This is a genomic window from Streptococcus pantholopis, assembly GCF_001642085.1.
In the GTDB taxonomy this organism is placed as follows: domain Bacteria; phylum Bacillota; class Bacilli; order Lactobacillales; family Streptococcaceae; genus Streptococcus; species Streptococcus pantholopis.
The window spans coordinates 2,108,156-2,130,956 of the sequence record NZ_CP014699.1; the positions used below are offsets into that span (position 1 = coordinate 2,108,156).

The 22,801-nt window shown below is 43.0% G+C and carries 16 protein-coding genes, 17 tRNA genes and 2 rRNA genes; 32 read left to right on the plus strand and 3 right to left on the minus strand.

Annotation, left to right across the window (positions count from 1 at the left end; translation table 11 throughout):
• Positions 1 to 179 precede the first annotated feature (179 nt).
• From A0O21_RS09740 to A0O21_RS09845, 22 genes are all read left to right on the plus strand, one after another.
• Positions 180 to 3,081 (plus strand): 23S ribosomal RNA (locus tag A0O21_RS09740).
• A gap of 69 nt (positions 3,082 to 3,150) precedes the next feature.
• Positions 3,151 to 3,266, plus strand: a 5S ribosomal RNA gene (gene rrf, locus A0O21_RS09745).
• A gap of 98 nt (positions 3,267 to 3,364) precedes the next feature.
• Positions 3,365 to 3,437, plus strand: a tRNA-Val gene (locus tag A0O21_RS09750).
• A gap of 5 nt (positions 3,438 to 3,442) precedes the next feature.
• Positions 3,443 to 3,515, plus strand: a tRNA-Asp gene (locus tag A0O21_RS09755).
• 31 nt (positions 3,516 to 3,546) lie between these two features.
• A tRNA-Lys gene (locus tag A0O21_RS09760) sits at positions 3,547 to 3,619 on the plus strand.
• Positions 3,620 to 3,627: 8 nt separating this feature from the next.
• A tRNA-Leu gene (locus tag A0O21_RS09765) sits at positions 3,628 to 3,710 on the plus strand.
• Between the two features lie 6 nt (positions 3,711 to 3,716).
• A tRNA-Thr gene (locus tag A0O21_RS09770) sits at positions 3,717 to 3,789 on the plus strand.
• Between the two features lie 2 nt (positions 3,790 to 3,791).
• A tRNA-Gly gene (locus A0O21_RS09775) sits at positions 3,792 to 3,863 on the plus strand.
• Between the two features lie 12 nt (positions 3,864 to 3,875).
• Positions 3,876 to 3,961, plus strand: a tRNA-Leu gene (locus A0O21_RS09780).
• 13 nt (positions 3,962 to 3,974) lie between these two features.
• Positions 3,975 to 4,048 (plus strand) — tRNA-Arg (locus tag A0O21_RS09785).
• Positions 4,049 to 4,050: 2 nt separating this feature from the next.
• A tRNA-Pro gene (locus A0O21_RS09790) sits at positions 4,051 to 4,124 on the plus strand.
• A gap of 8 nt (positions 4,125 to 4,132) precedes the next feature.
• Positions 4,133 to 4,206, plus strand: a tRNA-Met gene (locus A0O21_RS09795).
• 23 nt (positions 4,207 to 4,229) lie between these two features.
• A tRNA-Ile gene (locus A0O21_RS09800) sits at positions 4,230 to 4,303 on the plus strand.
• A gap of 10 nt (positions 4,304 to 4,313) precedes the next feature.
• Positions 4,314 to 4,403, plus strand: a tRNA-Ser gene (locus A0O21_RS09805).
• 83 nt (positions 4,404 to 4,486) lie between these two features.
• A tRNA-Met gene (locus tag A0O21_RS09810) sits at positions 4,487 to 4,560 on the plus strand.
• A gap of 15 nt (positions 4,561 to 4,575) precedes the next feature.
• A tRNA-Phe gene (locus tag A0O21_RS09815) sits at positions 4,576 to 4,648 on the plus strand.
• 7 nt (positions 4,649 to 4,655) lie between these two features.
• Positions 4,656 to 4,726, plus strand: a tRNA-Gly gene (locus A0O21_RS09820).
• 31 nt (positions 4,727 to 4,757) lie between these two features.
• Positions 4,758 to 4,831, plus strand: a tRNA-Ile gene (locus A0O21_RS09825).
• A 16-nt stretch (positions 4,832 to 4,847) separates the two neighbouring features.
• Positions 4,848 to 4,935 (plus strand) — tRNA-Ser (locus A0O21_RS09830).
• A gap of 82 nt (positions 4,936 to 5,017) precedes the next feature.
• Positions 5,018 to 5,845, plus strand: a complete 828-nt coding sequence (gene mreC, locus A0O21_RS09835) for a rod shape-determining protein MreC (RefSeq protein ID WP_067064701.1) — start codon at positions 5,018 to 5,020, stop codon at positions 5,843 to 5,845.
• Positions 5,842 to 6,348, plus strand: a complete 507-nt coding sequence (gene mreD, locus A0O21_RS09840) for a rod shape-determining protein MreD (protein ID WP_082854448.1) — start codon at positions 5,842 to 5,844, stop codon at positions 6,346 to 6,348. The genes mreC and mreD overlap by 4 nt, the downstream gene beginning before the upstream one ends.
• Before the next feature lie 99 nt (positions 6,349 to 6,447).
• The gene (locus A0O21_RS09845; RefSeq protein ID WP_067064704.1) at positions 6,448 to 7,863 is read left to right on the plus strand and encodes a PcsB-like coiled-coil domain-containing protein; all 1,416 of its coding nucleotides are present in this window, start codon (positions 6,448 to 6,450) and stop codon (positions 7,861 to 7,863) included.
• A gap of 286 nt (positions 7,864 to 8,149) precedes the next feature.
• Here the strand turns inward: A0O21_RS09845 and A0O21_RS09850 are convergent, their stop codons facing one another.
• The 3 genes from A0O21_RS09850 to A0O21_RS09860 form a co-directional block, all read right to left on the minus strand.
• Complete coding sequence (locus A0O21_RS09850; protein ID WP_067064706.1) at positions 8,150 to 8,782, minus strand: CPBP family intramembrane glutamic endopeptidase; 633 nt, start codon at positions 8,780 to 8,782, stop codon at positions 8,150 to 8,152.
• Between the two features lie 122 nt (positions 8,783 to 8,904).
• Positions 8,905 to 9,366 carry a hypothetical protein gene (locus tag A0O21_RS09855; protein ID WP_082854449.1) on the minus strand — a complete coding sequence of 154 codons (462 nt, stop codon included), beginning with the start codon at positions 9,364 to 9,366 and terminating at the stop codon, positions 8,905 to 8,907.
• A 198-nt stretch (positions 9,367 to 9,564) separates the two neighbouring features.
• Entirely contained in the window at positions 9,565 to 9,759 is a 195-nt protein-coding gene (locus tag A0O21_RS09860) for a helix-turn-helix transcriptional regulator (protein WP_067064709.1), read from the minus strand.
• 534 nt (positions 9,760 to 10,293) lie between these two features.
• Between A0O21_RS09860 and A0O21_RS09865 the strand changes: the two genes are divergently transcribed.
• The 10 genes from A0O21_RS09865 to purN all read left to right on the plus strand — a co-directional run bounded on the left by A0O21_RS09865 (position 10,294) and on the right by purN (position 22,760).
• Positions 10,294 to 11,262: a ribose-phosphate diphosphokinase gene (locus tag A0O21_RS09865; RefSeq protein WP_067064710.1), complete on the plus strand. Its 969-nt coding sequence runs from the start codon at positions 10,294 to 10,296 to the stop codon at positions 11,260 to 11,262.
• Positions 11,263 to 11,427: 165 nt separating this feature from the next.
• Positions 11,428 to 12,603 carry a pyridoxal phosphate-dependent aminotransferase gene (locus tag A0O21_RS09870; RefSeq protein ID WP_067064711.1) on the plus strand — a complete coding sequence of 392 codons (1,176 nt, stop codon included), beginning with the start codon at positions 11,428 to 11,430 and terminating at the stop codon, positions 12,601 to 12,603.
• Positions 12,593 to 13,360 (plus strand): DNA repair protein RecO, encoded by a 768-nt coding sequence (recO, locus tag A0O21_RS09875; RefSeq protein WP_067064712.1) that lies wholly within the window; start codon positions 12,593 to 12,595, stop codon positions 13,358 to 13,360. Before A0O21_RS09870 ends, recO begins: the two co-directional genes overlap by 11 nt.
• Positions 13,361 to 13,525: 165 nt before the next feature.
• Entirely contained in the window at positions 13,526 to 14,524 is a 999-nt protein-coding gene (gene plsX / locus A0O21_RS09880) for a phosphate acyltransferase PlsX (RefSeq protein ID WP_067064714.1), read from the plus strand.
• A gap of 25 nt (positions 14,525 to 14,549) precedes the next feature.
• Positions 14,550 to 14,792, plus strand: coding sequence for an acyl carrier protein (locus A0O21_RS09885; RefSeq protein ID WP_067065298.1), 243 nt, complete (start codon positions 14,550 to 14,552; stop codon positions 14,790 to 14,792).
• A 124-nt stretch (positions 14,793 to 14,916) separates the two neighbouring features.
• A complete protein-coding gene (gene purC, locus A0O21_RS09890; protein WP_067064717.1) occupies positions 14,917 to 15,627 on the plus strand; it encodes a phosphoribosylaminoimidazolesuccinocarboxamide synthase in 711 nt (236 codons plus the stop codon).
• A 131-nt stretch (positions 15,628 to 15,758) separates the two neighbouring features.
• Positions 15,759 to 19,484 (plus strand): phosphoribosylformylglycinamidine synthase, encoded by a 3,726-nt coding sequence (locus A0O21_RS09895; protein WP_067064718.1) that lies wholly within the window; start codon positions 15,759 to 15,761, stop codon positions 19,482 to 19,484.
• A gap of 142 nt (positions 19,485 to 19,626) precedes the next feature.
• On the plus strand, positions 19,627 to 21,063 hold the full coding sequence (purF, locus tag A0O21_RS09900) for an amidophosphoribosyltransferase (RefSeq protein ID WP_067064720.1): 1,437 nt from the start codon (positions 19,627 to 19,629) through the stop codon (positions 21,061 to 21,063).
• Positions 21,064 to 21,180: 117 nt separating this feature from the next.
• A complete protein-coding gene (purM, locus tag A0O21_RS09905; RefSeq protein WP_067064722.1) occupies positions 21,181 to 22,203 on the plus strand; it encodes a phosphoribosylformylglycinamidine cyclo-ligase in 1,023 nt (340 codons plus the stop codon).
• A complete protein-coding gene (purN, locus tag A0O21_RS09910) occupies positions 22,203 to 22,760 on the plus strand; it encodes a phosphoribosylglycinamide formyltransferase (protein WP_067064725.1) in 558 nt (185 codons plus the stop codon). Before purM ends, purN begins: the two co-directional genes overlap by 1 nt.
• The last annotated feature ends 41 nt before the right edge of the window (positions 22,761 to 22,801 follow it).

Below are 22,801 nucleotides of genomic sequence, written 5' to 3' on the forward strand. Positions count from 1 at the left end.
CGCGAGTAAGCCGTTAGTCATGAGATGCGCCTAGATGAATCACCTAGATAAATCGCTGTGCGGTTTATCGACTAGTCCATTGAAAATTGAATACCTCAACCCATTTATGATGGTTTAGACCATGATAGATGGCAAGAAAAGAAACCGAAACGCTGAAAAAAACCGAGAAACGAGAATAAGGTTAAGTTAGTAAGGGCGCACGGTGGATGCCTAGGCACTAGGAGCCGAAGAAGGACGTGACGAACGACGAAATGCTTTGGGGAGCTGTAAGTAAGCGAAGATCCAGAGATGTCCGAATGGGGGAACCCGTCAGGTACAGCCTGACATCCCTGCCTGTTAAGGGCAGAGGAAGGAAGACGCGGTGAACTGAAACATCTCAGTAGCTGCAGGAAGAGAAAGCAAAAGCGATTGCCTGAGTAGCGGCGAGCGAAAGGGCAGGAGGGCAAACCGGAGTGTTTACACTTCGGGGTTGAAGGACTGCAGAGTGGTTTTAATGATGATAGAAGAATGATCTGGGAAGGTCAGCCAGAGAGAGTAAGAGCCTCGTATTTGAAATGATGATTAAGACCAAGCAGAATCCTGAGTACGGCGAGACACGAGGAATCTCGTCGGAATCTGGGAGGCCCATCTCCCAACCCTAAATACTCCCTAGTGACCGATAGTGAACCAGTACCGTGAGGGAAAGGTGAAAAGAACCCCGGAAGGGGAGTGAAAGAGCCCCTGAAACCGTGTGCTTACAAGAAGTTCGAGCCCGTTAATGGGTGAGAGCGTGCCTTTTGTAGAATGAACCGGCGAGTGACGTTTAGATGCGAGGTTAAGTTGAAGAGACGGAGCCGTAGGGAAACCGAGTCTGAAAAGGGCGAGAAGTATCTGGATGTCGACCCGAAACCAAGTGACCTACCCATGAGCAGGGTGAAGGTGCGGTAAAGCGCACTGGAGGCCCGCACCAGGGCACGTTGAAAAGTGCTTGGATGACTTGTGGGTAGCGGAGAAATTCCAAACGAACTTGGAGATAGCTGGTTCTCTCCGAAATAGCTTTAGGGCTAGCGTCGGGCGAAGAATGATGGAGGTAGAGCACTGTTTGGGTAAGGGGTCCTTCTCGGATTACCAAACTCAGATAAACTCCGAATGCCATAGATTTATGCCCGGCAGTCAGACTGCGAGTGCTAAGATCCGTAGTCGAAAGGGAAACAGCCCAGACCACCAGCTAAGGTCCCCAAATAACTATTAAGTGGAAAAGGATGTGGGGGTGCAGAGACAACTAGGATGTTAGCTTAGAAGCAGCTATTCATTCAAAGAGTGCGTAATAGCTCACTAGTCGAGTGCCCCTGCGCCGAAAATGTACCGGGGCTGAAATAGTTTACCGAAGCTGTGGATACCTTTTAGAAGGTATGGTAGGAGAGCGTTCTATAGGCGGCGAAGGTGTACCGTGAGGAGCACTGGAGCGTATAGAAGTGAGAATGCCGGTATGAGTAGCGCAAGACAGGTGAGAATCCTGTCCACCGTAAGACTAAGGCTTCCAGGGGAAGGTTCGTCCGCCCTGGGTTAGTCGGGACCTAAGGAGAGACCGACAGGTGTATCCGATGGGCAACAGGTTGATATTCCTGTACTGGTATCAGGAGTGAAGGAGGGACGCAGGAGGCTAGCTCAACCGGACGACTGGAAGAGTCCGGCCAAGCAGTAAGATGAGATAGGAGTCAAATGCTTCTATCGGGAACATTGAGCTGTTAAGGGGAGCGAAGATTAGTAGCGAAGTGAGTGATGTCCCACTGCCAAGAAAAGCTTCTAGCGGCGAATGATACCACCCGTACCGCAAACCGACACAGGTAGTCGAGGCGAGTAGCCTCAGGTGAGCGAGCGAACTCTCGTTAAGGAACTCGGCAAAATGACCCCGTAACTTCGGGAGAAGGGGTGCTGACTGAGAGGTCAGCCGCAGTGAAGAGGCCCAAGCAACTGTTTATCAAAAACACAGCTCTCTGCGAAATCGCAAGATGAAGTATAGGGGGTGACGCCTGCCCGGTGCTGGAAGGTTAAGAGGAGCGCTTAGGAGTAGTCCGAAGGTGTGAATTGAAGCCCCAGTAAACGGCGGCCGTAACTATAACGGTCCTAAGGTAGCGAAATTCCTTGTCGGGTAAGTTCCGACCCGCACGAAAGGCGTAATGATTTGGGCGCTGTCTCAACGAGAGACTCGGTGAAATTTTAGTACCTGTGAAGATGCAGGTTACCCGCGACAGGACGGAAAGACCCCATGGAGCTTTACTGCAGTTTGATATTGCGTATCTGTAAGACATGTACAGGATAGGTAGGAGCCAAAGAAGGAGGGACGCTAGTTTCTCTGGAGGCGTTGTTGGGATACTACCCTTGTGTTATGGCTACTCTAACCCGGTAGGTTAATCATCTACGGAGACAGTGTCTGACGGGCAGTTTGACTGGGGCGGTCGCCTCCTAAAAGGTAACGGAGGCGCCCAAAGGTTCCCTCAGATTGGATGGAAATCAATCGCAGAGTGTAAAGGCAGAAGGGAGCTTGACTGCGAGAGCTACAACTCGAGCAGGGACGAAAGTCGGGCTTAGTGATCCGGTGGCACCGCATGGAAGGGCCATCGCTCAACGGATAAAAGCTACCCTGGGGATAACAGGCTTATCTCCCCCAAGAGTTCACATCGACGGGGAGGTTTGGCACCTCGATGTCGGCTCGTCGCATCCTGGGGCTGAAGTCGGTCCCAAGGGTTGGGCTGTTCGCCCATTAAAGCGGCACGCGAGCTGGGTTCAGAACGTCGTGAGACAGTTCGGTCCCTATCCGTCGCGGGCGTAGGAAATTTGCGAGGGGCTGCTCCTAGTACGAGAGGACCGGAGTGGACTTACCGCTGGTGTACCAGTTGTTCTGCCAAGGGCACAGCTGGGTAGCTAAGTAGGGGAAGGATAAACGCTGAAAGCATCTAAGTGTGAAGCCTGCCTCAAGATGAGATTTCCCATAACGTTAGTTAATAAGAGCCCTGAGAGACGAACAGGTAGATAGGCTGGGAGTGTAATTAGTGTGAGCTATTGAGCGGACCAGTACTAATAGCTCGAGGACTTAACCGAGAGGTTAGGAGCGGACGGTTTTAGGAGGTATTCAATTTTGAATGGACTAGTTTTTTAGTTCAGACCGAGTTAAGTGACGCTAGCCTAGGGGATACACCTGTACCCATGCCGACCACAGTCGTTAAGCCCTAGTACGCCGGAAGTAGTTGGGGGTTTCCCCCTGCGAGATAAGGGAGTTGCTTAGCTAGGGGGGAGTTTAGCTCAGCTAAGTCGAACAGTGTTCGGCTTTGTCGCAGCGATTAGCGCACGACAGGGGCCCAGGTTGAGCTAAACTCTCATTCAAGGGAGTTTAGCTCAGCTGGGAGAGCATCTGCCTTACAAGCAGAGGGTCAGCGGTTCGATCCCGTTAACTCCCATAGGAGGTCCCGTGGTGTAGCGGTTATCACGTCGCCCTGTCACGGCGAAGATCGCGGGTTCAATTCCCGTCGGGACCGTTGGAATAGGAAAAGTCCAAAGAGAGAGAAGGACTCGTTAGCTCAGTTGGTAGAGCATCTGACTTTTAATCAGAGGGTCACTGGTTCGAGCCCAGTACGGGTCATAGAGACAGCGGGTGTGGCGGAATTGGCAGACGCACCAGATTTAGGATCTGGCGCTTAGGAAGCGTGGGGGTTCAAGTCCCTTCACCCGCATGAAAGGCCGGCTTAGCTCAGTTGGTAGAGCATCTGATTTGTAATCAGAGGGTCGCGTGTTCAAGTCATGTAGCCGGCATAGCGAACGTAGTTCAGAGGTAGAACATCACCTTGCCAAGGTGGGGGTCGCGGGTTCGAATCCCGTCGTTCGCTTTCTTTAAGATGGCCGGGGTGGCGGAACTGGCAGACGCACAGGACTTAAAATCCTGGGATGTAGTGACATCGTACCGGTTCGATTCCGGTCCTCGGCATATTAAAGAGAAGGCACCCTTGGCTCAACTGGATAGAGTACCTGACTACGAATCAGGCGGTTGCAGGTTCGAATCCTGCAGGGTGCATACGGGAAGTAGCTCAGCTTGGTAGAGCACTTGGTTTGGGACCAAGGGGCCGCAGGTTCGAATCCTGTCTTCCCGATGTTTTTTGGCGGTGTAGCTCAGCTGGCTAGAGCGTCCGGTTCATACCCGGGAGGTCGGGGGTTCGATCCCCTTCGCCGCTATTATTATTTATATTGATGGTTTGGGACCTTTAGCTCAGCTGGTTAGAGCACTCGGCTCATAACCGAGCGGTCGTAGGTTCGAGTCCTACAAGGTCCATAGTACTGCTGGAGGATTACCCAAGTCCGGCTGAAGGGAACGGTCTTGAAAACCGTCAGGCGTTTAACAGCGTGCGTGGGTTCGAATCCCACATCCTCCTTAAGTAATCATCTAGTAGTTTTAGAAGTATTAGAAGATTATAGGTTATTTGCTTTGGCAGATTATATTAAGATTATATTTTATCGCGGGATGGAGCAGTTAGGTAGCTCGTCGGGCTCATAACCCGAAGGTCGCAGGTTCAAATCCTGCTCCCGCAATTGGACATTCTTTTTGGCTCGGTAGCTCAGTTGGTAGAGCAATGGATTGAAGCTCCATGTGTCGGCGGTTCGATTCCGTCCCGCGCCATGATTATGCGGGTGTAGTTTAGTGGTAAAACTACAGCCTTCCAAGCTGTTGTCGCGAGTTCGATTCTCGTCACCCGCTTTTTATGATTTTGGTCCCCCAAGTTTTTCTTGGGCGCGTAGCTCAGCTGGTTAGAGCGCACGCCTGATAAGCGTGAGGTCGGTGGTTCAAGTCCACTCGTGCCCATTATATAGTTGTAGATGGAGAATTACTCAAGAGGCTGAAGAGGACGGTTTGCTAAATCGTTAGGTCGGGTAACCGGCGCAAGGGTTCGAATCCCTTATTCTCCGTACTGTTTTAAACGAGATTATCTTTATGATATCTCGTTTTCTTTATTTTTTGAGCTTGGTAAGGGATTGTTTGAGGGTTAGAATGAAAAAGTTGCGGTTGTCTCGGTTTATTCTTTTTTGTGTAGTTAGCGTGCTTATTTTTTTTACATTTCTTTTCTTTATTTTGAGGAATTCTTCGGTTATTTCCGAAATTTCCAAACCTGTCAATTCAGTGGTTTCAAAGGTTGATTATGTTGTTGCTGTACCTTTTCGGTATGTTAATGCTTTAGGTGAAAATATTTCTTCCCTACTAGACACTTATTCTGAAAATGAAGCTTTAAAAAAACGGATAGACGAGCTGACAGATCAGCAAAAGCTTGTTGACGATTTGACAGAAGAAAACGCTGAATTAAAGAAAGTATTAGAGAATACGAGTGATCTTCCATCACCGTCTATTTCTGCTCAAGTGATTGTCCGCAGCCCTGTTTCCTGGTATGATTCTCTGACTATAAATGCTGGGAAAAAATCCGGTGTGGAAAACGGCATGCTGGTTGCTGCTGATAACGGGCTCATCGGAAAAGTGGCCAGTACAAGTCAGACAACAGCAAGTGTTAATCTATTTTCCAGCGGCTCAAACCTGGACATTCCTGTAAAAATTTCAACTTCAAGCGGCAATGTTTATGGCATACTCATGTCCTATGACTCTGAGGAAAATTTATTCTTAGTCTCCGAATTAAATTCTTCGGAAAAAATTGATACAGGCAGTCAAGTTGCTACTAGTGGATTAGATGGCAAAACGACAGCTAACATATCAGTTGGAACTGTCGGTGAAGTTGAGGACGCTAAAGACAGTTTAAACAGAAAACTTTATATTATTCCAGCAGCAGACTTTTCTGATATAGCATATGTAACTGTTGTAGGTGAAAAATGATATCTTGGGTTAAAAATAAATATTGTTTAGTCTTCTTGATTTTTATATTATTACTGGTCGACGGCCAATTTTCCTATTTACTTAATTCACTCTTTAACTATTATGTTATTATATCCAGCCAGCTTTTTCTGGCTGCTCTGCTCTTTACTTATCATAATAACAGTACAGCATTTATTTTTTTTGAGTCAACCGTTATTGGACTGCTGTTTGATTTTTATTATCTTAATCATATTGGTGTTGTCACACTTGTTTTGCCTTTTCTCGCTTTTTTCATAGGCAAGTTGGACAGCAGACAGATGACCGGTCTTTTCAGCAGTTTAGTAATTTATCTGATTTTTATTTTCTTTTTTAATATTTTAAGCTATTTTCTTTCCCTTTTGTATGGTTTTACGGATGTCTCTTTGTCATTTTTCATTACTTATAACCTTGCTCCGACTTTGGTATTTAATATTCTTGCCTTTTTTATATGTCAAAAACCCTTGCGAAAATTGTTTTTAGATTAAATTAAAATTTAAACATAATTGTAACAATCGCGTAATATAAACCATCTGTTTTTTTGGTACAATAATAAAGTCTTATCAAAAAGGAGTAGTTATTTAAATATGAAGAAAAGAATTTTATCTGCAGTTCTTGTCAGCGGTGTAACTTTAGGGACAGCTGCTACCCAAGTAAATGCTGAAGACTATGATTCACAGATAGCAGCACAAGATGCCGTCATCAGCAATCTTACAGCTGAACAAGCAGAAACGCAAAGTAAAGTCAGTGCCCTTCAGACAGAGGTCAGCACACTTCAAAGTCAGCAGGCTGAATTAGAAGCGCAGAATGCTGAGCTTGAGGCACAGTCACAAACTTTAAACGAAGAAATTCAAACACTTTCAAGTAAAATTGTTGCTCGCAATGAAGCATTAAGAAAGCAAGCACGCAGTGCACAAAAAGGTAACAGCGTGACAAGCTATATTAATACTGTTCTTAATTCAAAATCTATTTCAGATGCAATCAATCGTGTGGTTGCTATCCGTGAAGTAGTTTCTGCAAACGAAAAGATGGTAGAACAGCAAGAAGCGGATAAAGCAGAGTTAGAAGCTAAGCAAATTGAAAATCAAGAGGCTATTAATACTGTTGCAGCCAACAAGGCTGTTATCGAAGAAAACTCTGCCTCTTTAGCTACTCAGCAGGCTCAATTAGAAGCTGCTCAGTTAGATTTGGCTTCTCAATTGGCAACAGCTGAAGGCGAAAAAGCTTCTCTTGAAGCAGAAAAAGTTGCTGCTGAACAAGCTGCTGCTGAGGCTGCTGCTGCACAAGCTGCCGCTGAAGCACAGGCTGCTGCTGAAGCACAAGCGCAAGCAGAATCTGTTGCGGCTGCCCAGCAAGCAATCGAAAATGCTACTGCTACTACTGACACAGTGACAGAAACAACTGATTCTACAGAATCACTTGCTTCATCAGAAGTAACGTCGGAAACAGTTAGTGAAACTGTAGTTGCTGAATCAGAAACAGCTGAAGCTGTTGAGGCGCCTGCAGAAACAGTATCAGAAACAGAAGCTGTTCAATCAGAAGAAGCTGCAGCTCCTCAGTCTGAAGCACCTGCTGCTGAAGCAGCTCCTGCAGAAGAACAAGCACAGCCTGCTGAAAGCGCGACATCAAGTTCAAATGCTGCTACAGCTGCAGCAAATGCATCTTCAGCTAATACATATCCTGTTGGACAATGTACTTGGGGAGCTAAATCTTTGGCAAGCTGGGTAGGTAACTATTGGGGCAATGCTAACCAATGGATTTCCAGTGCACAGGCAGCCGGCTTCTCAGTTGGTACAACACCAGTTGCTGGTGCAGTTGCTGTATGGCCGAATGATGGCGGTGGCTATGGTCACGTTGCTGTAGTTGTTTCGGCATCAGGAACAAATTCTATCCAAGTTATGGAATCTAACTATGCTGGTAATTCAAGTATCGGTAACTACCGTGGAAGCTTTGATCCTACTGCTTCAACATGGGGTGGATCTGTATACTATATTTACCCATAAACATATAATTAACATTAAGACAAGGTGTTTCGCCTTGTCTTTTTTGTTTAGAAACACAGAATTGCTCAGTATAAAGATAAAGCACATAGACTTTTTTGCCAAATTCAATAAGATTATAAGTTTCGTGCTAAGCTCGATGATTCTGCCTAAGAAATACAATGTATATTTGTGCTTTGAATACTGAAAAACGGGAACAAATCTTGTTCTCGCTTGGGTTAAAAATTTTTAAATCTTGGTCTTCAAAGCTGGTTTGACCGTATTTTTATTATATTATCGCTTAGATTTGTTATAAAAGAAGAGGTATTATACCGATAAGATTGTTTAGAAAATGAATCATAAAAGCGTGTTCTATTTTTCCGGTGCGTTTGTAAACTAATCCTAATACTAAGCCCATACCGCCGTAAATAATCCAACTGCCAAAATTTGTCGGAAAATGCAAAAGACCAAATAAGAAGCTGCTTACAATGATACCGACATAAGAAAAGTGAAAAGTTTTATTTAAAAGCAATCCGCGAAAAACGATTTCTTCCACAATTGGGGCTACAATAACGATTATAGTAAATAGTAATAGAGGATTTGCAGAAAGTTCCTCCAAAGCCGATTGGTTAGCTGTGGAATTGCCACCATTTTCAATGGTTAGAACAATACCGCCTACTATTTGTACCGAGAACAAAATTAGAAGCCCTATAATGGTGATTTTCCAGCTTCGCCACTGTCTTAAGACAGCTTGTGAGCTGATAATATTCAAATGTTTACCAAGTTTTACTGTTCCAAAACTAATAAGTAAAAAAAGAAAGATCAGAAGTCCTGCTTGCCACAAGGGTTGTTTGGGTTTCAGAAAAAATGTGGGTGCTTGTTCAACACAAATTAACCCAAGTGCTAATAAGACATATTTCATACCTTGTATTTTTTTCATCATTTTACCCCTTCCATCAAGATACAAAGGTCGTTTAAAAATCCGTATGAAAATAGGGGATGACAAGTGATCTTGCATCACGCTGACAGCCACCTTTTTCACTGGGATTTTAAGTCATGGATGTTTTAAATAATTTTACTGATAAGCCAATGTAAAAAGACAAAACCAAAAGTCAGCAGGTATACTAGCGTAATAAGCAAAATATCATAAGTTAATTTAATATCTGCAAATGTTGATAAAATAAGCAAAACAAAGATTATCAAGGTTAGCAGCTGTAAAGTTAAGTGAGCAGTAATGCTGGTAATGGTTATATTACGTTCATCAAAAGCGTCAATATACATGCGGTGCAGTTTCTGCGGATGGTGATAAATCCATTGAAAATTTAAGCCTATAATGAAACTGCTAACAATTATTCCAACAACCATGCCCTTGGCAAAACTGCTGCTTAAATTGGCATGCCTGAGAAAAAGAATTCCTAAAAAGCTCAGACTTAATGAAGCAAAGCTGATCCTGAAAATGTTTTTTCTGAAATCATTTTCAGTTATTTTTTTACCTAATCTATTTGTTATCATCAATTTTAGCAACATTCTTATATCTCCTTCTAATCTACTGTGCAGAAATGGGATAGCAAAAGTACTTCTTATAAAGTAACTGTTTTTGCTCCCAGATTGTTTCTTATTGTCAATATCTTTTTGGAGGGCAAAGTCATCATTAAGCGTAACTGTTATTTTTCATTTGGAATTAGATTTTTGCCTTAAAAAGTTTTTATAGAGCTCTTTCTATATTTATTCTTCAAATAGAAAGACTTCTTCAATTGTTTTTCCGAAAAATCGTGCAATTTTATAGGCTAATTCTAAAGAAGCATTGTAGCGCTCTTTCTCCAAAGAAATAATGGTTTGTCTGGTGACTTCAACAGCATCAGCTAATTCCGCTTGGCTAATTTTGCCGGCTTTGCGCAGCTCTTGAATTTTTGTCTTCATTTTTCTCCTTTCAATAAGATACAAAGCCCGTATAAAACGCAAAGTAAAAATAGGAGACTGACTGCTGAGTTATCAAAGACTCAAAGGAAGTCTATCTTTTTTACACAGCGTTTAGGGCGTGTTCAATTAATAAGATACAAAGCCCGTATAAAGCTTACAGCAAAAACAGAAAAATTAAGGAAGAATCATAAGACTCGTAAATCGTCGGTGTTTCCTACGATTGTGTCTAAAGAGTTTAGAGGTGATTCATTCTAACAGCTCTTATTATTAGTTTAGACTAAATGTCAGGTTTCCTTTACATTTTAAGTATAGTTTACTTTACATTTATTGTCAAGTAAACTTTACAAAAAAAGTATATTTTTTAAGGCAGTTGACTATTGAAAAAAAGATTTAAATACTGATTTTTGCTGATAAATAAAATGACTGTCCGGTGAGCGAATGTTATTGGAATCTTATTATTGCTTTTTAGTTTCATTTGAAAAAATGGTTAAAAAACGTTAGAATGATAAGGGATAAATTTTTTGGGAGGAAACCATGTCTTACTCTGATTTAAAATTGTTTGCACTGTCGTCAAATAAAGAATTAGCAGAAAAAGTTGCTTCGACAATCGGGATTGAACTTGGGAAATCAACGGTTCGCCAGTTTTCAGATGGTGAAATTCAAGTGAATATAGAAGAGTCTATCCGCGGTCATCATGTTTTTGTTTTACAGTCAACAAGTTCTCCTGTTAACAACCATTTAATGGAAATTTTGATTATGGTTGATGCGCTCAAGAGGGCCAGTGCAGAGACAATCAGTGTAGTAATGCCCTATTACGGTTATGCCCGTCAGGACCGCAAAGCCCGTTCACGTGAACCGATCACATCTAAATTGGTCGCTAATATGTTAGAAGTTGCTGGTGTTGACCGCTTGCTGACAGTCGATCTGCATGCTGCGCAAATTCAAGGTTTTTTCGATATTCCGGTTGATCATCTAATGGGAGCTCCTCTAATTGCGGACTATTTTAATCGTAACGGGCTGACTGGAAAAGATGTTGTTGTTGTCAGTCCGGATCATGGCGGTGTGACACGCGCCCGCAAATTAGCCCAATTTCTCCAAACACCGATTGCTATTATTGATAAACGCCGCAGTGTTACAAAAATGAATACCAGTGAAGTCATGCATATCATTGGAAAGGTTGAGGGTAAGACTTGTATACTTATTGATGATATGATTGACACAGCAGGAACTATCTGCCATGCGGCAGATGCGCTTGCTGAAGCTGGAGCAACACATGTCTATGCATCATGTACTCATCCGGTGTTGTCAGGCCCGGCTCTTACAAATATTCAAAATTCATCTATTGAAAAACTGATAGTTTTGGATACTATCTATTTGCCTCAAGAGCGTTTAATTGATAAAATTGAGCAAATTTCGATTGCTGATTTGATTGCAGAGGCTATTATCCGTATCCATGAAAAACGTCCTCTCTCTCCTTTATTTGAAATGGATAATCTGAGATAAGGGCAAAAAACAACCCTTTCGGGGGTTGTTTTTATATGCGGCCTGAATTGCTATTGTTATGGCTGGTAATCAATATTTAAAATAAGCTGGACTCATTCAGCTGGGAATGCAAATTTTCAGAATTTTTTGTATAATAGAGATACTTATACTGATGAGGTGAGAAACATGGACTTAACAAAACGATTTAATAAAAATTTAGATAAAATAGAGGTCTCGCTGATTCGTCAATTTGACCAATCCATTTCTGATATTCCCGGAATGATGAAATTAACTTTGGGAGAACCTGATTTTACAACGCCGGAACATGTTAAAGCAGCAGCTAAAAAAGCTATTGACGCTAACCAGTCACATTATACTGGGATGAGCGGTTTGCCTGAACTTCGTCAAGCGGCAGCTGACTTTGTTGAGGAAAAATACCATCTGCATTACAAGCCTGAAGATGAGGTTTTAGTAACAGTCGGAGCAACTGAAGCTTTATCTGCAGCTCTGACTGCTATTTTAGAGCCTGGTGACAGTGTTTTGCTTCCTGCTCCTGCTTATCCTGGCTATGAACCTATTGTTAATCTTGTAGGTGCTGAAATTGTCGAAATTGATACGACAGCTAATGACTTTGTTTTGACACCGGAAATGCTGGAAGAAGCCATTGTAGAACAGGGTGACAGACTTAAAGCTGTTTTATTGAACTATCCTACTAACCCTACCGGTGTCACTTATTCGCGTGAGCAGATAAAGGCTTTAGCAGATGTTCTGAGAAAATATGACATTTTTGTAGTCAGTGATGAAGTTTATTCGGAATTGACCTATCATAAAGAAGCGCATGTCTCAATAGCAGAGTATCTGCCGGAACAAACGATTCTTATTAACGGTTTATCCAAATCACATGCTATGACAGGCTGGCGTATCGGCTTTATTTTTGCACCGGCTCTTTTAACAGCACAGTTGATTAAGAGCCATCAGTATTTGGTGACCGCTGCGGCAACTATGGCGCAGTTTGCGGCTATTGAAGCCTTAACTGTTGGTAAAAATGATACCCTTATCATGAAGGAAGAATATATTAAACGGCGCGATTATATTATTGAAAAGATGTCAGCTCTCGGTTTTAAAATCATAAAACCAGACGGTGCCTTCTATATTTTTGCCAAAATTCCTGCAGGATATGAACAGGATTCCTTTAAGTTTTGCCAAGATTTTGCGCGTGAAAAGGCAGTTGCCTTTATTCCTGGGGTTGCTTTTGGGAAATACGGTCAAGGCTATGTGCGTCTGTCTTATGCGGCCAGTATGGAGACGATCAGTAGAGCTATGGAGCGTTTGAAAGAATTTATGGAAAATCATGCAGACTAAAGAAACCAAGGGGTTGGTCCTTTACAATCGTAATTATCGTGAAGATGATAAACTGGTTAAGATTTTTACGGAGACAGATGGGAAGCGTATGTTTTTTGTCAGACATGCCGGACGGTCTAAACTGAATTCAGTTATTCAGCCTTTGACAGTTGCCGATTTTATTATAAAGATTAATAATAACGGCCTGTCCTATATCGAAGATTATAAAGAAGTAAGGCTTTATAAGGCAATTCATGATGATTTATTTATTCTTTCTTATGCTTCTTATCTGTCTGCTTTAGCTGATGCAGCTATTGCTGATAATACTGCTGATCCACAGCTCTTTGCCTTTTTGAAAAAAACGCTGGAGTTAATGGATAATGGTCTGGATTACGAAATTCTAACTCATATTTTTGAAGTTCAGATTTTGGATCGCTTTGGGGTAGGTTTAAATTTCCATGAGTGTGCTGTCTGTCACAGAGTGGGTCTGCCCTTTGATTTTTCTTATAAATTTTCTGGTTTGCTTTGTCCGGAGCATTACCATGAAGATATTCACCGTAAACATTTAGATCCTAATGTTCCTTATCTTTTAGATCGTTTCCAGAATGTTTCTTTTGAAGAGCTGCAAAGTATCTCGGTTAAGCCGGAGATGAAACAAAAAATCCGGCTTTTCTTAGATGATATTTATGACAATTATGTAGGGATTCATCTTAAGAGTAAGAAATTTATTGATGATTTGGATAAATGGGGCGGCTTGATGAAGGACAGTTTCCAGTAAAAGGACAGTTGTTAAGTTTGTTTCTGAATTTTAAACTATGGCTTTTTAAAAGAGTCTGAGGTCTGTTTTAGGTGCAGCACTAGCATTCAGACAGACTTCTGGAATTTTTTTAAAATCGTGCTATAATAAAAAAATATTAAAATGGGTGTGTGAGAGGATATTATAATGAAAAAAATAGCTGTAGATGCTATGGGCGGTGATAATGCCCCTCAGGCTATTGTCGAAGGAGTCAATCGGGCTCTGGCGGAATTTAAGGATATTGAAATTGAGCTTTACGGCGACGAAGCGAAAATTAAAGATTATTTAACAGCAACTGAACGAGTGACTATTCAACATACGGACGAAAAAATTGACTCTGATGATGAACCGGCGAAGGCTGTACGGCGTAAAAAAAAGGCCAGTATGGTAGTTGGTGCGCAAGCAGTTAAAGAAAAAAAGGTTCAGGCTCTTATTTCTGCCGGCAATACAGGGGCATTGCTGGCAGCCGGTCTTTTTGTAGTGGGACGGATAAAAGGGATTGACCGGCCGGGGCTTTTATCAACCCTGCCAACAGCTGATGGCCGGGGCGTTGATATGCTGGATTTGGGAGCTAATGCGGAAAATACAGCTCATCATCTGCACCAATATGCTGTTCTTGGCTCTTTCTATGCTGAAAACGTCCGATCTGTTGTTAAGCCCCGTGTTGGTTTGCTTAATAACGGGACAGAAAGTACAAAGGGTGATCCCATTAGGAAGGAAGCCTACAGCCTTTTATCAGCAGATAAGACGCTTAATTTTATCGGGAATATTGAAGCCAGAGAATTGATGAACGGTGTTGCTGATGTGGTCGTAGCAGACGGCTTTACAGGCAATGCTGTCCTTAAAACCATGGAAGGTACTGGGCTGAGTATTATGGGAGTTCTGAAAGAGGCCGTTAAAACCGGCGGTTTTAAGGCAAAATTAGGTGCCTTTTTCCTAAAAGACAGCCTTTATCACTTACGTGACCTTATGGATTATTCTGCTGCAGGAGGAGCTGTTCTTTTCGGACTGAAAGCCCCTGTCGTCAAATGCCATGGATCCAGTGATGCCAAGTCAGTTTATTATACTATTAAACAGGTACGTACGATGTTAGAAACTGATGTTGTCAGTCAATTGACAGAAGTGTTTACATCAAAAGAAGATTAGAGAAGAGAGGGAAACTGTGGCTGTAATGACTAAAGAAGAGATTTTTGAAAGAATCAGCAATATGATTGCAGAACAGATGCATCGAGGAGATTTGGATATCACACCTTCAACGACTCTTCAGGATGATTTAGGAGTGGATTCCATCGGTTTTATGGAGTTTGTTGTTAATCTTGAAGATGAGTTTCATTTAGATATTCCTGATGAAGCGGTTGATCAGATAGATTCAATGGGAGAGATGACGGATTATCTTTACCAAAAACTCAGCTAATTCAAAACGTTCGCAAAAAGCGGACGTTTTTGTTTTTTGTTCATCACAAAGTATGTGAAAAGTTGAAAAAGACTTTTTCTTATGTTAAAATTTAGTGGAACAAATAGGAAAGGCGAACAAAAGAATGTCACGCGAATTGATTTATCAGGGAAAAGCCAAAGATCTCTATACCAATCCGGAAGATGAGGATTTGATTGTTACGGTTTATAAAGACCAAGCCACCATGCTTAACGGTGCCCGCAAGGAAATTCTTGCAGGAAAAGGGGCTTTAAACAATCAAATCTCATCTTTAATTTTTGAAAAGCTAAATGCCGCAGGGATTCGGACGCATTTTATTAAACAGCTGTCAAAAACTGAGCAGTTAAATAAAAAAGTTGCCATTCTGCCTTTAGAAGTTGTTTTGCGTAATGTTGCTGCAGGATCCTTTTCAAAACGTTTTGGAATAGAGGAAGGACTTGTGCTTAAAAGACCGATTGTTGAGTTTTATTATAAAAACGATGAGCTTGATGATCCCTTTATCAATGATGAGCATGTGATGTTTTTGAATATTGCTGATGGCAATGATATTGCTTTTCTAAAAGAGGAAACACGCCGCATCAATAATTTATTGAAAAAATGGTTTGACCAAATTGGTCTTCAATTAATTGATTTCAAACTTGAATTTGGCAGAGATGCTGATGGAAATATTATTTTAGCTGATGAATTTTCTCCTGATAATTGCCGACTTTGGGATGCTGCGGGCAACCATCTTGATAAAGACGTCTTCCGACGGAACCTTGGTAGTCTTACGGCAGTCTACGAGGAGGTGCTTGAGCGTCTGCAAGGTTTAGTCTAGTTTACGGTGTTATATGCCTGCTGTGGTTTTATTTTTGGTTTTAAAAAAAGTATAAGATAGCTTTGCTGTTATCTGCGTTTTTTGGCAAATAGAAAAGCAGCGTTAATGAATCGGTTGTAAAAGGATTTGAAATGAATGAACGTATTTTTGTTGAGAAAAAGTCCCATTTTCAGGTGAAGTCACAGTCACTTGCTAAAGAATTAAGGCATAATCTGCAGCTGGAAAGTTTGACAGAATTGCGGCTTGTGCAGGTTTATGATGTTTTCAATTTATCGCAGGAATTAGCGGCAGCTGCTCAAAAACATGTTTTTTCGGAACAGGTGACGGATAATATTTTAACAGAGAAAGCGGTTAAAGAGCTGTTTGAAAGCTATGTTTTCTTTGCAATAGAATCGCTTCCCGGCCAATTTGACCAGCGGGCTGCTTCGGCTCAGGAAGCTCTGCTGCTGCTTGGAAGTTCAGATGCGGTAACCGTCAATACTGCTCAGCTTTATCTTGTCAATCAAGATATTGCTGCAAAGGAATTGACAGCCATTAAAAATTATCTGTTAAATCCGGTGGATTCGCGCTTTAAGGATATTTCAGCCGGCATGGCTTATCCTGATTTTTCAAAATCCGATGAGACAGTTGCCTATCTGGATTTTTTTGCTGACTATACTGCTGAGGATTTTGCTAAATACAAGGCCGATCAGGGATTGGCAATGGAGGTTGAGGACCTTCTTTTTATTCAGGATTATTTCAAGGCTATCGGACGTGTGCCGACTGAAACGGAACTGAAAGTACTGGATACTTACTGGTCTGATCACTGCCGTCATACAACATTTGAAACAGAACTTAAAGCTATTGATTTTTCGGCGTCTTCTTTTGAACAGCAATTGCAGGCAACTTATGAGAAATACCTTGCTATGCGTGCGGAATTGGGTCGCTCAGATAAGCCTCAGACCTTGATGGATATGGCAACGATTTTTGGCCGTTACGAGCGTGCTAACGGGCGTTTGGATGACATGGAAGTGTCTGATGAAATCAATGCCTGTTCGATTGAAATAGAAGTAGATGTCAATGGTGTCAAGGAACCTTGGTTGCTTATGTTTAAGAACGAAACACATAATCATCCGACAGAAATTGAGCCTTTTGGCGGTGCCGCAACCTGTATTGGCGGTGCCATCCGTGATCCTTTGTCCGGGCGCTCTTATGTCTATCAGGCGATGCGGATTTCCGGTGCTGGTGATATTACAAGACCAATCTCCTCAACTCGGCCCGGTAAATTGCCGCAGCAGGTCATCTCAAAGACAGCAGCTCAAGGTTATTCTTCTTACGGTAATCAAATCGGTCTGGCTACAACTTATGTTAAAGAATATTTCCATCCAGGGTTTGTCGCTAAGCGAATGGAACTTGGTGCCGTAGTTGGTGCTGCTCCTAAGAAAAACGTTGTCCGTGAAAAGCCCCAAGCAGGAGATCTTGTTATACTTTTGGGGGGCAAAACAGGGCGCGATGGCATAGGCGGCGCTACAGGGTCTTCCAAGGTTCAAACCGTTCAGTCTGTGGAAACAGCGGGTGCTGAAGTTCAAAAGGGGAATGCTATTGAAGAGCGTAAAATTCAGCGTCTTTTCAGAAAAGGCCGAGTCACCCGTCTCATTAAGAAATCTAATGATTTTGGTGCTGGCGGGGTTTGTGTTGCAATTGGTGAACTGGCTGACGGCCTTGAAATTGATCTCAATAAAATCCCTCTCAAGTACCAAGGACTTAACGGGACTGAAATTGCTATTTCTGAGTCTCAGGAACGTATGTCTGTTGTTGTCAGACCTGAGCATACAGATCTCTTTATTGCTGAATGTGCGCGTGAGAATATTGAAGCGGTTGCTGTAGGAGTTGTAACTGAGAAACCGCATCTGGTTATGACTTGGAATGGGCAGACTATCGTTGATCTTGAGCGGAGCTTTCTGGATACGAATGGTGTCCGCGTGGCTGTTGATGCTAAAGTGGTGGACAGTGCTGCTGATTTGCCGGAACAGCGAATAACATCAGCTGCTACTCTTGAAAAAGATGCTGTAAATGTCTTGTCTGACCTCAACCATGCTTCACAAAAAGGCTTGCAAACGATTTTTGATTCTTCTGTCGGCCGTTCAACGGTTAATCATCCAATTGGCGGCCGTTATCAGGTGACACCTGCTGAAAGTTCTGTTCAAAAACTTCCGGTTCAAAATGGGGAGACCCGCACAGCTTCAGTAATGGCACAAGGCTTTAATCCCTATATTGCTGAATGGTCGCCTTATCATGGTGGAGCCTATGCTGTTATTGAAGCAGCAGCTCGTTTGGCAGCAACAGGAGGCAACTGGTCTAAGGCTCGCTTTTCTTATCAAGAATATTTCCAACGTATGGATAAACAAGCGGAGCGCTTCGGGCAGCCGGTTGCAGCTTTGCTGGGCTCTATTGAGGCGCAGATACAGCTGGGACTGCCTTCAATCGGCGGTAAAGATTCGATGTCAGGAACCTTTGAAGAACTGACAGTACCGCCGACTTTGGTTGCTTTTGGAGTAACAACAGCTGATGTTGACAAGGTACTGTCACCAGAATTTAAGGCTGCCGGGGAAACAATTTACTACATAGCCGGTCAGGTGCTTTCTGAGAATATTGATTTTACCCTTATCAAGGAAAATTTGGATAAGTTTGCGGCTATTCAGGCAAAATACAAAATTAGTTCTGCTTCAGCGGTTAAGTATGGCGGTGTGCTTGAGAGCCTCGCTTTAGCATCTTTTGGCAATCATATCGGTGCCTCGGTGGAAATAGAGGAGTTAGAGCACAGTTTGACAGCACAGCTTGGCGGTTTTATCTTTACATCCGGTGAAGACATTGCGGAGGCTGTTAAAATCGGTGAAACGACTGCTGATTTTAGGCTGGATGTCAATGGTGTTCATCTGTCAGGAACAAGTCTGCTTAAGGCCTTTGAACAGCCTTTAGAAGGAGTCTATCCGACAGAATTTACACAAACTGCTCAGGTGGAAGATTTACCAATTATTCCTTCAAACAATACTGTTCAAGCTAAAGAAAAGGTTGAACGGCCTCTTGTTTATATTCCGGTTTTTCCGGGGACCAATTCAGAATATGATTCAGCTAAAGCCTTTGAAAAAGAAGGAGGAGAGGTCCGTTTGGTGCCTTTTGTAACGCTTAATGAAGCTGCTATTAAAGAGTCGGTTGCTGTTATGGTTGACCAAATTAATCAGGCCAATATTCTTTTCTTAGCTGGGGGCTTTTCAGCAGCAGATGAGCCTGATGGATCAGCAAAATTTATTGTTAATATTCTGCTAAATAGGGACGTTCGGCAGGCTATTGATAAATTCATTGAGCGGGGCGGACTTATCATCGGTATCTGTAATGGTTTTCAGGCTCTGGTTAAATCAGGGCTGCTGCCTTACGGCGATTTTGAGGCAGCGCAAAAAGACAGCCCTACCCTTTTTTATAACGATGCTAATCAGCATGTGGCTAAGATGGTTGAAACACGGATTGCTAACACTAACTCGCCTTGGCTGGCCGGTGTCGAGGTTGGCGATATTCATACCATTCCTGTCTCACATGGAGAAGGAAAATTTGTGGTCAGTGCTTGGGAATTTGCCCAGCTCCGCGATAAGGGACAGATTTTCAGCCAATATGTTGATTTTGCCGGCAAACCAAGTATGGACAGTCGCTATAATCCTAATGGTTCCTATTATGCTATCGAAGGAATCACCAGTGAGAATGGTCAAATTATTGGCAAAATGGGACATTCTGAACGTTATGAGGAAGGTCTTTTCCAGAATATTCCGGGAAATAAAGAACAGCTGCTCTTTCGCAGTGCGGTTGAATATTTCACCAAATCATGAAGATTTCAATTTTCAGCGAGCTGCTGCTGTTTTTGAAAGCAGTGCTGAAATCCTGCAGTTAAAACGTTTTGATATTTTTATCAAAAGTTAGTTTGCTTATGGCTAATCTGAGGGGAACGACTAAGCAGTTAAAGGTGTGAACATGTACGAAGTAAAATCTCTTAATGAGGAATGCGGTATTTTTGGAATTTGGGGACATCCCCAAGCAGCTCAAATCACTTATTTTGGGCTTCATTCATTGCAGCACCGCGGTCAAGAGGGTGCAGGGATTCTCTCAAATAATCAGGGTAAATTAATAGGACACCGAGACATAGGCTTGGTCTCAGAAGTCTTTCGCAACCCTGGAGATCTGGAGAAATTGAAGGGCACTGCCGCAATCGGACACGTCCGCTATGCGACAGCGGGTGAGGCTTCTATTGACAATATTCAGCCCTTCCATTTTAAATTTCAGGATATGCAGTTTGGGCTGGCTCACAACGGCAATTTGACAAATGCTGTCAGTCTTCGGCGCCAGTTAGAAAACAAGGGGGCTATTTTTTCATCCACATCTGATACAGAAATTCTGGCTCATCTTATCCGTCACAGCAAGCAGAAAGATTTTATGGGAAAGCTCAAAGAAGCTCTTAATGCCGTTAAAGGCGGTTTTGCCTATCTGCTCATGCTTGAAGATAAAATGATTGCTGCTTTGGATCCTAATGGCTTTAGACCGGTTTCTGTCGGGAAAATGAAAAATGGCGCCTGGATTATTTCGTCTGAAACCTGCGCTTTTGAGGTGGTCGGTGCAGAATGGGTGCGTGATTTAAAGCCGGGGGAGATTGTGGTGGTTGACACAGAAGGTCTCCATAACGACTATTTTACTGCCGACACACAGCTTGCCGTCTGTTCCATGGAATATATTTATTTTGCCCGCCCTGATTCTAATATCCATGGAATTAATGTACACACAGCCCGCAAACGGATGGGTGCCCAGCTGGCACGGGAATTCGGTCATGAGGCTGACATTGTTGTCGGCGTTCCCAATTCATCTTTATCAGCAGCAATGGGGTTTGCTGAAGCCTCTGGTCTGCCAAATGAAATGGGCTTAATCAAAAATCAGTATACCCAGAGAACCTTCATTCAGCCGACTCAGGAACTGCGTGAGCAGGGTGTGCGCATGAAATTGTCTGCGGTATCCGGTGTTGTTAAAGATAAGCGTGTTGTGATGATTGATGACTCTATCGTACGGGGGACAACTTCGCGGCGAATTGTGCAGCTGCTGAAAGAAGCAGGCGCTAGAGAAGTGCATGTTGCTATCGGCAGTCCGCCTCTGGCTTATCCCTGTTTCTATGGAATTGATATTCAGACTCGCCGGGAGCTGATTGCAGCTAATCATACCGTAGAGGAAACCCGTGCTATTATCGGCGCAGACAGTCTGACTTACTTATCCATTGATGGCCTGATTCAGTCGATTGGACTTGATACAGCTGCTCCTAACGGCGGTCTTTGTGTGGCCTACTTTGACGGCCAGTATCCGACGCCGCTTTATGATTATGAAGAAGAATACCATAAGAGCCTGAAAGAGAGAATAAGTTTTTATTAGAAAAAGACAGTGATAAATCAGCGCTCTTGATGCTGTGCTGATTTAAACAGCATCATGGCTTGATTCTGTCTTTTGTTGATTTTACCGGTTTTTATATACAAAAAGGAGAAAACAGTTATGTCTGACAAAAATGCTTACGCACAATCGGGTGTTGACGTTGAAGCCGGTTATGAAGTGGTTGAGCGTATTAAAAAACACGCAGCCCGCACTAAACGTGCAGGAGCTATGGGGGGGCTTGGCGGTTTTGGCGGTATGTTTGATTTATCGCAGACTAATGTGAAAGAGCCTGTCCTTATCTCGGGGACAGATGGTGTCGGGACAAAGCTTATGCTGGCTATCAAGTACAATAAACATGATACCATCGGACAGGACTGTGTGGCGATGTGTGTTAATGATATTATCGCAGCCGGCGCAGAGCCTCTCTATTTTCTTGATTATATTGCAACCGGGAAAAATAAACCGGAACAGCTGGAAGAGGTAGTGGCCGGTGTTGCAGAAGGCTGTGTGCTGGCTGGCAGTGCCCTTATAGGCGGCGAAACAGCAGAAATGCCCGGTATGTACGGGGAAGATGACTATGATTTAGCCGGTTTTGCAGTCGGTGTAGCAGAAAAAAGTCATATTATAGACGGATCCAAAGTCAAAGAAGGCGATATTCTGCTGGGTCTGGCTTCAAGCGGCATCCATTCAAATGGCTACTCGCTTGTCCGCCGTGTTTTTGCTGCTTATACAGGTGAAGAAGTCTTACCTGAACTGGAAGGTAAAAAACTTAAAGATGTCCTCCTTGAACCAACCCGTATCTATGTGAAGGCCGTGCTGCCGCTTATCAAAGAGAGTTTGGTTAATGGCATTGCCCATATTACAGGCGGCGGTTTCATTGAAAATGTACCGCGTATGCTGTCAGAAGATTTGGCCGCTGAAATTGAAGAAAACAAGGTGCCCGTTCTGCCGATTTTTAAAGCTCTTGAAAAGTACGGTCAAATCAAGCATGATGAAATGTTTGAAATCTTCAATATGGGAATCGGGCTTGTGCTGGCTGTCAGTCCAGAAAAGGCTGCCCGTATTAAAGAGCTGCTTGATGAGCCTGTCTATGAAATCGGCCGGATTATTAAAAAAACGGATGCTAGTGTGGTGATAAAATAATGGCTAAAAAAATTGCTGTTTTCGCGTCAGGCAATGGGTCAAATTTTCAGGTTATTGCTGAGCAATTTCCGGTTGAATTTGTTTTTTCAGACAAGCGAGAAGCTTACGTTTTGGAGCGGGCCAAAAATTTGGATGTTAAAAGTTATGCCTTTGAACTTAAGGAATTTGACAGTAAAGCAGCTTATGAACAGGCTATCCTCGATTTACTGACAGCACACCAGATTGACCTTATCTGTCTGGCAGGCTATATGAAAATCGTAGGACCGGACCTGCTGGCCGCTTATGAGGGCCGGATTATCAATATTCATCCGGCCTATCTGCCAGAGTTCCCTGGCGCCAACGGAATCAAAGATGCTTGGGAGGCCGGTGTTGACCAGTCCGGGGTCACTATCCACTGGGTGGACAGTGGGATTGATACAGGCCAAATTATCAAGCAGGTGCGCGTGCCGCGCCTAGCTGACGACACTATCGAAAGCTTTGAAGCAAGGATACATGAACAGGAATATAAATTGTATCCGGACGTACTGGAGAGTCTGGGAGCAGAGAGGAAAAAATAAAGACTGCAAACTCAATTTTTAGATAGGGCATTTAAAAAAGC